We start from the raw sequence: 12,689 nt of genomic DNA on the forward strand, positions 1-12,689 counted from the left end.
AACAATAGAGTGACTATTATTGACAATCAATGCCTTGTCTAAGTTGTTTTTAATTCCAACGACGCTCGCATCTCGGGGTAGTTTGGGTATAAGATGGACTAACGCGAATTTTTAACTTTAACCATTAATGAGTATGATGAAATCAATTAAACATAAAATCCTCAAAGGTGTATGCGGCTTAGTTTGCACAGCCGCCGTATTTTCAGCCAGCGCCCAAATTATTCCGGCTCCACCTCAAATTAATGCAAAAGGTTATTTTTTAGTAGACTTTACAACAGGTAAAGTTATTGCTGAAGGTGAAGCTGATACAAAGCTAGCCCCTGCAAGCTTAACTAAAATGATGACCAGTTATGTAATTGGTACAGAAATAAACGCCGGTAACATTGCACCAACCGATATGGTTACCGTGAGCGAAAAAGCCTGGGCTAAAAACTTCCCTGAATCGTCAAAAATGTTTATTGAAGTAGGCAAGCAAATAAGTGTTGATGAGCTTAACCACGGTATTATTATTCAATCAGGTAATGATGCATGTGTAGCCATGGCTGAGCACATTGCAGGTAGCGAAAGCGCATTTGCTGATTTAATGAATGCCCATGCCGCTAAATTAGGCATGAGCAACAGCCACTTTATTAATAGCCACGGTTTAGATACAGACGAGCATTACACTACCCCACGTGATATGGCGACCCTAGGCGCTGCACTTATTCGTGATGTACCTGATGAGTACGCACTTTATAAGCAAAAATCGTTTACTTACAACGGCATTAAACAATATAACCGTAACTCTTTGTTATGGGATGAAAGCCTAGATGTTGATGGTATTAAAACGGGTCACACATCAGAGGCAGGTTACAGCTTAGTAACGTCTGCGACTAAAAACGACATGCGTTTAATTGCGGTTGTTATGGGCACATCAAGCGAGCGCGCACGTAAAGTAGAAAGCAAAAAACTACTTAACTACGGATTTCGCTTTTTTGAAACAATTACACCTTACAAAGCAGGCGACAGCTTTGCAGAACAACGTATTTGGATGGGTAATAAAGAAAATGTATCGTTAGGTATTTTAGAAGATACCCCAATTACCATTCCACGTGGTCAACATAAAAACCTTAAAGCTAACTTTGAGCTAGACAACACGCTTGAAGCACCATTAGCGAAAGGCACTAAAGTAGGTACGTTATTCTTACAACTAGAGGGCGAAGACATTGCACAATACCCACTAGTAACACTTGAAGAAGTGGAAGAAGGCAGCTTCTTTAGCAAAATTTACGACTACTTACGTTTACAAATTATGTAAACGTAAAAATAACCCGACAGTCGTTGGGTTGTTAAACGAAGCGCCTCTGTTATGAGGCGTTTTTTTTTGCTTGAAAAATGCTAGAATGCGCCCCATATAAGCAGGATCACCCTAAACCTGCCAGTCACGCTTAGCGTTATACCAATTCGGTTAATTAAGTAATCTATTTTGAGGCTGGAAAAACGTGTTGATAACTTGGCTAATAAATCGCTATTTAGTTGTTCTAAATGAGCATTTTTAACGCAGGTAGCAACACGTTTAGCCCCGCAAAATGATTAAGTCTTATTGCGGATTGATATTATCTCACGTAGCCAACATTTTTTGTTTGAGGAGTCACCGTCGTGGTTCAACCTGTTAAAAATACTAAATTTGATGAGTACCTTGAGTACCCATGTCCGTTCACATTTAAAGTTATGGGTTTAGCAAACGTTAACCTTACGGAACAAATTTTAGCTAAATTACAACCTATTGCACCTGGTGACTACGCACCAAAAGTAAAGCCAAGCAGTAAAGGCAATTATGAGTCGGTAACGTTTGTTGCCACAGTGACAAGCGGTAAACACATAGAAGAAATTTACAACGTGATCAGCAACATTGATGACGTACGCCATATGCTTTAAGCCATAGTTGAGACTTGTTGTGAACGAAAACACTTTAATCGTACGCCAACTAGGCCGTCAGCGTTACATGCCAATTTGGCAAAAAATGCAAGCCTATACCGACACCCGTGACGACAGCTCGCCAGATGAAATTTGGCTTGTAGAGCACGAGAGTGTATTTACACAAGGCCAAGCAGGTAAAGATGAGCATTTACTCGCCCCTGGTGACATAGAAGTCATTAAGGTAGACCGTGGCGGGCAAGTTACTTACCATGGCCCCGGCCAACAAATGATGTATGTATTATTTAACTTGCGCCGCTTAAAAATTGGTGTGCGCGAGCTTGTTACATGGCTTGAAGAGTGCATTATTGATACCCTTAATGAGTATGATATTAAAGCCTACGCAAAAGCCGATGCACCCGGTGTATACGTAAACGACAGTAAAATTGCATCATTAGGATTACGTGTTCGTCGTGGTTGCTCGTTTCATGGATTAGCATTAAATGTTAACATGGACTTAAGCCCGTTTTTACGCATCAACCCGTGTGGTTATGCTGGCATGAACATGGTGCAAACGAAAGAATTAAACGGCCCTCAAAACTTAGCACAAGCAGGTGAAGGGCTGGTAAAACACATGATAAAGAAGCTTAATGCAACACAGGTTAAGCATACTGAAGGGTTTGAAAACGAATGAATAAACCAGTCAAAATGGAACCAGGTGTAAAACTACGCGACGCAGAAAAAATGGCGTTGATCCCCGTTAAAGTTTTACCTACAGAAAAAACTGAAATGTTGCGCAAGCCAGAGTGGCTTAAAATTCGCTTACCAAAATCTACCGAGCGTATCGACGGTATAAAACAAGCTATGCGCAAGCACGGCTTACACTCAGTATGTGAAGAGGCCTCGTGCCCTAACCTTTCTGAGTGTTTTAACCACGGTACTGCTACCTTTATGATTTTAGGTGCTATTTGTACTCGTCGTTGCCCATTTTGTGATGTTGCCCATGGTCGCCCACTAAAACCTGATGCAGCAGAGCCTGAAAAGCTTGCACTGACAATTAAAGACATGAAGCTTAGCTACGTGGTTATTACCTCGGTTGACCGTGATGATTTACGTGATGGCGGCGCACAGCATTTTGCCGATTGTATTCGCGAAATCCGTAAGCACAACCCAACCATTACTATTGAGATTTTAGTGCCAGATTTTCGTGGTCGTATGGACCGCGCACTGGAAATTTTAATTGAAACGCCACCTGATGTGTTTAATCACAATCTAGAAACTGCCCCGCGTTTGTACAAGCTTGCGCGCCCAGGTGCCGATTATAAATGGTCGTTAGAATTACTTCGTCGCTTTAAAGAAGCGCACCCAGAGGTAAAAACTAAGTCTGGCTTAATGGTTGGCCTAGGTGAAGAAATTAGTGAAATAGAAGAAGTATTACGTGACCTACGTGCGCATAACGTTGACATGCTTACCGTTGGCCAATACTTACAGCCTTCTAAGCATCACTTGCCAGTTAAACGTTACGTGCCACCAGCGGAATTTGACGCACTGAAAGAATACGCTGATGAAATTGGCTTTACGCATGCTGCCTCTGGCCCATTTGTTCGTTCAAGCTATCACGCTGACCAACAAGCTGCAGGTAAAGAAGTAAAATAATTACTTTTTAAAACGCATTAAAAAAGCCCTTAGCAATTAAGTTGCTAAGGGCTTTTTTGTCGCTTTAATTTTTACCACTGCGTTTAAGTATATAATAAAACACAGGTGTAAGTATTAAGCCAAATACCGTTACGCCTATCATGCCAGAAAATACCGCAACGCCCATAGCTTGGCGCATTTCAGAGCCTGCTCCCGATGAAAACACCATAGGTACAACCCCCATAATAAATGCTATTGAGGTCATTAATATTGGGCGTAATCGCAACCGGCTCGCCTCTTTAATGGCATTAAATGCATCCATACCTGTATCTTGTAGCTCTTTTGCAAACTCAACAATTAAAATAGCGTTTTTAGTGGCAAGTCCAAACAACACGATTAGGCCAATTTGGGTGAAAATATTATTATCACCACCATAAATAGCCACACCAATCAGCGCACTTAGCAATGTCATAGGCACAATTAAAATAATAGCGACAGGCAAACGTAAGCTTTCGTACTGCGCTGCTAAAACCAAAAATACAAGCAATACAATAAGTGGAAATACATACATTGAAGTATCGCCCGCTAAAATTTGCTGATAGGTTATGTCTGTCCACTCATACGCAATACCCATTGGCAGTGTTTCATCGAGTATTTTTTCTATTGCGGCTTTAGCTTGGCCAGAGCTATACCCTGGTGCGGGTACGCCGTTAACCTCAGCCGTAACATAGCCGTTATAATGCATTACTCTATCCGGCCCTAAACTATGTTCAATACTAAGCACTGCGCCAAGGGGGATCATATCGCCATTTTTATTGCGCACTTTTAATTGCTTAATTTGCTCTACATCTTCCCTGTAGGGTGCATCGGCCTGCACATTTACCTGGTACGTGCGACCAAATAAATTAAAGTCGTTCACATAAACTGTGCCCAAATAGCCTTGCATCGCTTCAAATAAGGTGTTTATTTCAAGCCCTAAGCTTAGTGCCTTTTTACGGTCTACCTTTACATCTAGCTGTGGTACGTCGGTTGTAAAACTGGTAAACGCATTAGCAAGGGCGGGGTCGGCTTTAGCCTTAGCAATTACTTCATTTGTTACTTGCTGCAAGGTGTCAAACCCTAATGAGCCTCTATCTTCAAGCTGCAGCCTAAAGCCACCAATGGTGCCCATTCCCCTTACTGGAGGAGGCGGAAATATAGCAACATTAGCGCCTTTTATTTGACTAAGTTGTTTATTTAAATCTTCCGCTATTTCAGCTGCCGACATGCGCGGGCCCTGCCGCTTTGAAAACGGCTCTAACGGTGTAAACATCATCCCCGAACTTGGGTTTATAGATAAACCATTAATGCTTAAACCTGCAAAGGCGACGGCGTCACTAACGCCTGGGTGCGCCCTGATTATCTCTGACATTTGGCGAACCACCGCTTCAGAGCGATCTAGCGATGCTGCATTAGGTAATTGCGCAAAAGCGACGAGATACATTTTATCCTGCGGCGGAACATACCCTGTTGGCGTATTTTCAAACTGCTGCCACGTTAAGGCCAGTAAACCAACGTATAGCACACCAATTATGCCGCCTTTATGCACTATTCGGCCAACGGCTCCTGTGTATTTACCCGAGGCTTTATCGAACATTTTGTTAAAAGGCGCAAATAACCAACGGCCAAATAATTTATTAATGGCACGACTTAACCAATCGTTGTCTTGCCCATGAGGTTTGAGTAATAATGCAGCCAGCGCTGGGCTCAGCGTAAGCGAGTTAATGGCAGAAAGCACTGTTGAAATAGTAATTGTAAGAGCAAATTGACGATAAAATTGCCCTGTTAAACCGCTCATAAACGCAGTAGGAATAAACACCGCAGCAAGCACTAAAGTAGTGGCAATAATAGGCCCTGTTACTTCTTTCATTGCTTGAGTGGTTGCATCAATGGGGCTTAATCCCTCACTGATGTTTCTTTCAACGTTTTCGACCACAACAATGGCATCATCAACAACAATACCGATTGCTAACACCAAGCCAAATAACGACAACGCATTAAGTGAAAATCCCATTAAGTGCATAAAAGCAAAGGTGCCCACTAATGAAATTGGCACTGCCACCAGCGGAATAATAGATGCTCGCCATGTTTGTAAAAACAGCACGATGACCAACACAACTAATAAAACCGCTTCAAATAATGTATCGACTACAGCTTCAATAGAGCCCCTTACAAATACGGTAGGGTCATACACTATTTCATAGCTCATGCCCTCTGGAAATAGCGCCGACAGTTCAGCCATTTTAGCGCGCACATCGTCAGAAATTTGTAATGCATTAGAGCCTGGCGCTTGAAAAACAGGCACAGCGGCAATGGATTCATTATTAAGAAGTGGCCTAAGGGTATAACTATCTGCACCTAGCTCTACTCTAGCAACATCTTTTAGCAGTGTAATTTCGCCGTTATCGCCCGTTTTTACGATTATTTCTTCAAATTCATTTTGCTCTATTAAGCGCCCTTCTACATTGATAAGCCATTGAAACTCACTGGTGCCTATGGGTTGTGCGCCTAGGCTTCCTGCCGCAGCTTGCTGATTTTGCGAGCGAATAGCATTGACTACATCACTTGGATTTAAATTGAGCGCCGCTAATTTGTTAGGCTCTAGCCACACACGCATACTGTAATCGCCTGCGCCAAATACACGTACTTGGCCCACGCCATTAATGCGCTTTAGCTCATCTTTTATAAATTGATCGCTATAATTAGACAGGTACAAACTGTCGTATCGCCCTGTAGGCGAAGTTATGTGTACCGCGAGGGTAAGGTTGGGTGATGACTTTTCGGTGACTACACCTAGCCTTTGTACTTCCTCTGGTAGGCGGGGTATTGCTCTATTAACCCTATTTTGTACCAAGGTAGTTGCTTCGTCAGGGTCGCTCCCTATCGCAAAGGTGACTGTTAATGTCATGGTGCCGGCAGAGTTTGCAAGCGATGACTGGTACAGCATGTTTTCTACGCCGTTTATCTCTTGTTCAAGCACTGTGGCCACGGTTTCGGCTATTACCTTAGGATTGGCACCTGGGTAGTTAGCTGTAACAACAACTGTTGGGGGTACTACATCTGGGTATTCTGTAATAGGTAATTGCCATATGGCTATGGCACCCCCTATAAAAATAAGAATAGATAAAACCGCTGCAAAAATAGGTCGATGAATAAAAAACTGAGAAAAATTCATTATTACATGCCTATTTCAAGTGTTGGCTCGGCATTGGCTAAGCGGTTTTGATTATCAACCTTTTGCTGCCAAGCTTGTAACTCGTTTAAAGTACTTTGCTTTGCCATATTAATTAACTCTGGCGTAATGAGTACGCCAGAGCGCACGCGCTGCAAGCCATTAACTACTATGCGTTCGCCGCTTTTTAAACCTTGTTTAATAACTCGTAGCTCACCCACTTTGTCGCCTAAAGTAATGGCACGGTATTGCACTTTATTTTGCTCATCAACCGTTAAAACGTATTTATTATTTAAATCAGTACCAATGGCTTTCTCAGCAATTAAAATACCTTGCTCAGTATTGCCCCCTGCTAACTTTAAATGGGCGAATAACCCAGGTAAAAGCGCGCCGTCTTGATTATTAAATACAGCCCGCACGCGTAATGTACCGGTTTGGGTATTTACTTGGTTATCAACAAAATCAAGATTGCCCCAGTGTTGGTAATCTTGCTCATTCGCTAAACGCATCGCCACAGGTAACGCGGTAGATTGATTGTTATCAAGGTGCGCTTGTTGATAGTTAAGCCATGTTGCTTCATCAATATCAAAATAGGCATATACTTGCTCTGTAGAGACAATAGAGGTCATTACAGTTTGCCCTGCACTGACATAGTTGCCCTCGGTAATTAACGCACGAGACACTCGCCCAGAAATAGGCGCTTCTACGCGTGTAAAGGTTTTGTTTAGCTGTGCAAGCTCAAGGGATGCATTACTTTGTGCTACGTAGGCATTTGCTTGGTCAACCTCTGCGCCTCGGGTCTCTAATAACTCTTTAGATATTGATTTACTTTTAAATAGCTCTTTAGCTCGATTAAAATCTTGCTTTGCTAGTTTTAAGCGGCTTTTTGCTTCATCAAGTTGCGCTGTTAGGCGGTTTACTTGTGCATTAAATTCGCGGCTATCAATTAAAAATAAGGTGTCGCCTTTATTTACCAGCTCACCCTCTTCAAATACTGCCGCTTCAATATAACCAGATACGCGAGGACGCAAAGACACTATTTGCGGCGACTCTAGCCGCCCTGTAAAGCTGTCCCACTCGGTTATTCGCTGACTTATTACTTCGGCCACTTCTACGGCCACCCCTTGCGTAGAATCATCATTACTTTGAATAGAACTTGGTTTATCGCTGCATGCACCCAGTATTATCGCTAATAGCGCAATAATAAACGTGTATGTAAATTTATATATAGCTGACATGGTTAACTCTCTTGCTGTACGAGTTGTGTTAAAATCTGCTTATATTATGAACGCGGTAAAAGCATAAAAATAATTATATTATTGTATAAAACACATCACTAAAAATGATGTAAAATAATCTTACATTTAAAATTTATAACGGTGCTATATGCGTCCTCAAGAGCTTAATTTACTAATGATTTTTGATGCCATCATGACTGAAGGCAGTATCACTCGTGCAGCAGAGCAATTATCGCTGACACAACCTGCGGTATCTAACGCGCTTGCACGTATGCGCGCAGCGTGGGGAGAAGAGTTATTTATAAAAGATGGCCGAAATATTCAACCTACAGCATTTGCTAACAATTTATGGGGGCAAATACAGGGGCCACTTGGATCATTAGAACATGCTATAAACCAAAGTGAATTTAACCCAGCGACAGCGCAGCGCACTTTTCGTATTTCTGCCGCTGATATATTTGTAGAAATGATATGGGGGCCTCTTCGTAAAATTATTGAGCAGCAGGCCCCAGGCATTAATATCCATGCAATCCCTAATCGGGCGGTAGAGGCTGCCAATGTACTTAAAGACGCCGAAGCCGAACTGGCAATTAATCGCTACACCCTGTCTGAAAACGTTATTAGAGCCGAGCACTTATTAAAGCCTAAATATGTTGTACTTATGCGCCCTGACCACCCGCTTGCTAATGCCCCTTTAAGTATTACTGACTTTGCTAATACAGATCATTTATTAGTATCAATTACGGGCGATATTTTAGGGCCATCTGATCAAGCACTAAGAGTATTAGGGTTAAAGCGCCGAGTAGCGATGACGGTAAATAACGCGGCAAATGTACCTAACATTCTTAAAAATACCGATCTTATTTGTGTCCTCCCCTCAATAGCGCTTGAGCAGGAAATATTTACCAATAAGCTCGTGGTTTTAAAAAGCCCTATTGATACGCCACCAACACCCGTCTCTGTTATTTGGCATAAGCGCCAAGACAACGATGCCGGTTTGCAGTGGATACGCCGTCACATAGTGGCTATTATTCAACAACGTGTAAGTAGCCACGATAAAAAACTAGGCAAATATTTACTGCGCTAAAACGCCTTTTTTAATCACAAAATCAGCAAATCTTACTTGCTCTTCTTCAGCGCGAAGGCTATCGGTTTCGACTATTGAACGATAGATACCCCATTTAGGACGGGCAAAGTCATCATCGCTAAAGCCACGCCACATATCTATGTTTTGCTCGCTAATGCTAAATAGCTCTTCGTTGTCACTTAACCGGGTTAGGGTCATTTCAAATTGCCCCGCTTCACTAAAAGTAGCTTGTACAAATACCGCAATCCATTCATCAGTAATAAGTGACCAGTCGGTTTCGATAAGGTTTTTATCAAGCCCTGTGCTGTTACCGTTTTCATCAAAGCCTGCGCTATAACGTACTTGCAGCTGATTACCTGTACTGTTTTTTTGTGCACCAGAGAGCGTAATAATAGGTTGGTCGTCGTTGCCATTGGTATTGTCGTTGCTGTCGTTACGGGCTTTTATTTGAAAAAAGTGACTAAATTTACTACTTAGCTCAAGCTCGCTAGAGACTTTAAACTTCCAACTGTATTGTACGGTTTCGTCTTTAAAGGCAAGTGTTGCGGCGGGCGATTTATCAAAGGCTTTTATTTCGTTGCGCTGGCGGTCAGTTTCGCCCTTATCTTTATCTTGGTCTTCATCACGATGTGCTAAAAACACAAAGTGATTACCTACGATTGAGTCAGTATCTTCAATAATATGCACAACATCTTGATGATTCCCGCTATACATATCAGGCGATTCAATTGCACCTTCACTAAACGCATTTTCTATTAATGTATAAGCACTTAGCCCTGTGTTTTCGCCATCGGCATTGAGGGTTGTTTCTTGCGTTACTATAAAATCATCACGGCCTGCAGTGCCTATAATGCTTATAGACACTGTCGCTTCGGTGCCATCTACCGATGTGACGGTTATCTCATCAAGTAAGGTTTCGCCCTCGTTTAGTGCACTCACAGAGGCATGCTCGCCATTAAGTGTATATGACCAATTACCATCCTCAGTTAAGCTAAATGAACCATAAGTTGTGATGTTATTGCTTTGCGTTTCAAATACTGCCTCATTGGCTTGTGCATCCGTTATAGATAGTTCACCTGTAATTGCTATATCGCGGGTGTTTTCAATACTTACAGTTGTTTGACCGCTAATTACCGCGGCGCTTAGCGCTACAACCGATGCATTTACAGGCTCACTATTTGACCCTGAGCTGCCGCACCCTACAGCTAAAATACCCAAAGAACAAACAGAAGAAATTGTTAAAACACGCAAGCCAAACTTTGACATAAACAACCATCCCAGGTTAATGGTAAGTAAATAAAGTAAAATATAACTTACCAATTATTTGTTTTAATAACTAGATCTTTATTACCAGTATGGTTTTATAATTGTTAGCTGAGCTATTTGTAAAAAACAACTTTAAATAAAAGGGTAAAAATAAAATTAGGTTAAAACCAAGTTACTTGAGATAATCCTCAGCGAACCCCTCATTTAGGTTATATATGAAATTATTAGTTCGTAATTTGTCTCGCGCTACCACAGAGCAAGACCTTCGCACGTTGTTTGCAGCACACGGTAAAGTAACTACCTGTAACTTGGTGCTTGATAAAGACACTGGTTTATCAAAAGGTTTTGCCTTTGTAGAAATGCCAAACGACATAGAAAGTAGAAGCGCTATTAAAGCACTTAATCAATTAAGCGTTGATAAAAGCAAAATTCGCGTAAAATACGCAGATGAGTAATTAGTTACTTGCTATATTATTAAAACCAGCTATTTGCTGGTTTTTTACGTTTTAAGTTTATGCTTTATATTTAGCCAGAAATAAGCTGACTGTTTGTTCAATTACTTTATTATTTTGCTGCTCTGTTATTGTTTCAAACCCATAAAGTAGCGGATAAAACACAAACGATTTTAATTGATACACAAACTGTTTAGCAGCTATATTTAGCTCATCACCTTTTAAAACACCTGCTGTTCTAGCTTGCTCTAAAAAATCTTCTAAATAAGTCATACACCCCATAGTATTATTACTTAAAAACTTTGCTAGCTGCGGCTCTTGTAGCATTTGCATAAAGGCAATTTTAGCTAAACGTAAAAAATCAGGCGATGTAAGCATAGCCACTTCTTGCTCGGCAATAGCAGTAAGCTGCAAATCAATTGGTTGATTTTTATTAAAGTAAATAACATCACCATGATTAATTTTAGCCAGCATAGTCGTTAAAATAGCCTGAAATAGCTCTTCTTTTGTCGCAAAGTGATTATAAACAGTTCGCTTAGAAGCCTCCGCTTTTGCAGCAACTTGATCCATACTAGTGTGCTCTACACCTTTTTCAAAAAACAGATGCTCTGCTGCTTGAAGAATATTTATGCGTTTTTTTTCTGATAATTTCATAATGGGTTCTGCAATTGTTAATAGCTACATTTTAACTAAACAATAAAAAAATGCACTGTATAGTTTACTTTTCATCAAAACAATGAAAAACTACACTCATTAGTTTACTTTAAGGTTTAACGATGACATTTATAAAATGGGTAGTTGTGATCATCGCCATCATTGTTTTTGGAGGTTGTAGCGTGAATAAACAGATAGTTGCGCAAGGTGTTAATGAAGCACCTAATGTAGATAACTACGAAAATGGTAGATTTCATAACCATCAACAGGTTGAGCCGAATAGCTTTAAGAAAACACTCGGAATTTTAGGGCGTTACATAACAGAAAAGCGTACCAACATTACACCTAAAAAGCCCATTGCAATTAAAAGTGTTACAGCAAAAATGCTTAACTCCCTTGCAAATAATACTGTGCATGTCATTAAACTTGGCCACTCTAGCGTGCTTTTAAAAGTGCATGGCGAATACTGGTTACTCGATCCGGTATTTAGTGAGCGCGCATCTCCTTTTTCTTTTGTAGGGCCAAAGCGCTTTTCTAAATTACCTATTAGTATTAGCGAACTGCCACCAATCGATAAGGTGCTTATTTCGCACAACCATTACGATCACCTTGATAAATCAGCTATTAAAAAGCTGTCTGCAAAAACTAAGCAGTTTTATGTGCCACTTGGTGTAGATACCGATTTAGTTAAGTGGGGAGTGAATGAAAACAAAATTAGCACATTTAACTGGTGGCAGGAGTTACAAACCGAACATGCATTAGTTGCCTTTACTCCTACCCAGCATTTTTCGGGCCGTGGATTAAGTGATGCAAACAACACACTTTGGGGTTCGTGGGTTATTAAAACCTCCCAGCAAAGTGTTTATTTTAGTGGTGATTCGGGTTATTTCGCAGGCTTTAAAGAAATTGGTAACAAGTACGGTCCTTTTGATTTAACCCTAATTGAGACAGGCGCCTACGACAAAGATTGGGCCGATATACACATGACACCAGAGCAATCGGTTCAAGCTCATATTGATTTACAAGGTAAAACTTTAGTGCCTATTCATAACGGTACGTTTGACTTGGCGTTTCATGCTTGGGTTGACCCATTTGAACGAGTAACGGCTGCAAGCAACATAAATAACGTAACATTGAGTACACCCGAATTTGGACAAATATTTACCCCTACCGACGCTGCAATAACCCATAAATGGTGGAAAAACTAATTTGGTAGGTGTTTTAAAGGTATTTATTACAAGGTGTTAATT

General features: G+C 41.0%; 11 protein-coding genes. 7 read left to right on the plus strand and 4 right to left on the minus strand.

Annotation, left to right across the window (positions count from 1 at the left end; all coding sequences use genetic code 11):
- The first annotated feature begins 136 nt into the window (after positions 1-136).
- The 4 genes from PAT01_RS05795 (at position 137) to lipA (ending at position 3,552) form a co-directional block, all read left to right on the plus strand.
- Positions 137-1,297, plus strand: a complete 1,161-nt coding sequence (locus tag PAT01_RS05795) for a serine hydrolase (protein ID WP_004585914.1) — start codon at positions 137-139, stop codon at positions 1,295-1,297.
- Between the two features lie 341 nt (positions 1,298-1,638).
- Entirely contained in the window at positions 1,639-1,917 is a 279-nt protein-coding gene (ybeD, locus tag PAT01_RS05800) for a DUF493 family protein YbeD (RefSeq protein ID WP_024033764.1), read from the plus strand.
- A gap of 19 nt (positions 1,918-1,936) precedes the next feature.
- Positions 1,937-2,590, plus strand: a complete 654-nt coding sequence (lipB, locus tag PAT01_RS05805; protein WP_004585912.1) for a lipoyl(octanoyl) transferase LipB — start codon at positions 1,937-1,939, stop codon at positions 2,588-2,590.
- Positions 2,587-3,552 (plus strand): lipoyl synthase, encoded by a 966-nt coding sequence (gene lipA, locus PAT01_RS05810; RefSeq protein ID WP_004585911.1) that lies wholly within the window; start codon positions 2,587-2,589, stop codon positions 3,550-3,552. The genes lipB and lipA overlap by 4 nt, the downstream gene beginning before the upstream one ends.
- 64 nt (positions 3,553-3,616) lie before the next feature.
- Here lipA and PAT01_RS05815 read toward each other — a convergent pair whose 3' ends face one another.
- Both PAT01_RS05815 and PAT01_RS05820 read right to left on the minus strand, forming a co-directional pair.
- Positions 3,617-6,745, minus strand: a complete 3,129-nt coding sequence (locus tag PAT01_RS05815; protein WP_154945143.1) for an efflux RND transporter permease subunit — start codon at positions 6,743-6,745, stop codon at positions 3,617-3,619.
- A gap of 2 nt (positions 6,746-6,747) precedes the next feature.
- Positions 6,748-7,980, minus strand: a complete 1,233-nt coding sequence (locus PAT01_RS05820; RefSeq protein ID WP_154945145.1) for an efflux RND transporter periplasmic adaptor subunit — start codon at positions 7,978-7,980, stop codon at positions 6,748-6,750.
- Between the two features lie 148 nt (positions 7,981-8,128).
- On the opposite strand from PAT01_RS05820, the gene PAT01_RS05825 reads away from it, so the two are divergent.
- Complete coding sequence (locus PAT01_RS05825) at positions 8,129-9,067, plus strand: LysR family transcriptional regulator (protein WP_096042013.1); 939 nt, start codon at positions 8,129-8,131, stop codon at positions 9,065-9,067.
- Here the strand turns inward: PAT01_RS05825 and PAT01_RS05830 are convergent.
- Positions 9,056-10,333: a VCBS domain-containing protein gene (locus PAT01_RS05830; protein ID WP_154945147.1), complete on the minus strand. Its 1,278-nt coding sequence runs from the start codon at positions 10,331-10,333 to the stop codon at positions 9,056-9,058. The two genes, PAT01_RS05825 and PAT01_RS05830, sit on opposite strands and share 12 nt — an antisense overlap.
- Positions 10,334-10,548: 215 nt before the next feature.
- Between PAT01_RS05830 and PAT01_RS05835 the strand changes: the two genes are divergently transcribed.
- A complete protein-coding gene (locus PAT01_RS05835; protein ID WP_024033770.1) occupies positions 10,549-10,788 on the plus strand; it encodes an RNA recognition motif domain-containing protein in 240 nt (79 codons plus the stop codon).
- 57 nt (positions 10,789-10,845) lie between these two features.
- Here PAT01_RS05835 and PAT01_RS05840 read toward each other — a convergent pair whose 3' ends face one another.
- A complete protein-coding gene (locus PAT01_RS05840; RefSeq protein ID WP_154945149.1) occupies positions 10,846-11,439 on the minus strand; it encodes a TetR/AcrR family transcriptional regulator in 594 nt (197 codons plus the stop codon).
- A 182-nt stretch (positions 11,440-11,621) separates the two neighbouring features.
- Here PAT01_RS05840 and PAT01_RS05845 point away from each other — a divergent pair, with 182 nt between their 5' ends.
- Positions 11,622-12,647, plus strand: a complete 1,026-nt coding sequence (locus tag PAT01_RS05845; RefSeq protein ID WP_371370264.1) for an MBL fold metallo-hydrolase — start codon at positions 11,622-11,624, stop codon at positions 12,645-12,647.
- The last annotated feature ends 42 nt before the right edge of the window (positions 12,648-12,689 follow it).

The organism is Pseudoalteromonas atlantica, from assembly GCA_007988745.1.
In the GTDB taxonomy this organism is placed as follows: Bacteria; Pseudomonadota; Gammaproteobacteria; order Enterobacterales; family Alteromonadaceae; genus Pseudoalteromonas; species Pseudoalteromonas atlantica.

Coding starts and splice junctions, on each gene's coding strand:
- PAT01_RS05815 (WP_154945143.1), bottom strand. CDS start 6,745: ATGAATTTTTCTCAGTTTTTTATTCATCGACCTATTTTTGCAGCGGTT.
- PAT01_RS05825 (WP_096042013.1), top strand. CDS start 8,129: ATGCGTCCTCAAGAGCTTAATTTACTAATGATTTTTGATGCCATCATG.
- PAT01_RS05830 (WP_154945147.1), bottom strand. CDS start 10,333: ATGTCAAAGTTTGGCTTGCGTGTTTTAACAATTTCTTCTGTTTGTTCT.
- PAT01_RS05795 (WP_004585914.1), top strand. CDS start 137: ATGAAATCAATTAAACATAAAATCCTCAAAGGTGTATGCGGCTTAGTT.
- PAT01_RS05820 (WP_154945145.1), bottom strand. CDS start 7,980: ATGTCAGCTATATATAAATTTACATACACGTTTATTATTGCGCTATTA.
- PAT01_RS05840 (WP_154945149.1), bottom strand. CDS start 11,439: ATGAAATTATCAGAAAAAAAACGCATAAATATTCTTCAAGCAGCAGAG.
- lipA (WP_004585911.1), top strand. CDS start 2,587: ATGAATAAACCAGTCAAAATGGAACCAGGTGTAAAACTACGCGACGCA.
- PAT01_RS05835 (WP_024033770.1), top strand. CDS start 10,549: ATGAAATTATTAGTTCGTAATTTGTCTCGCGCTACCACAGAGCAAGAC.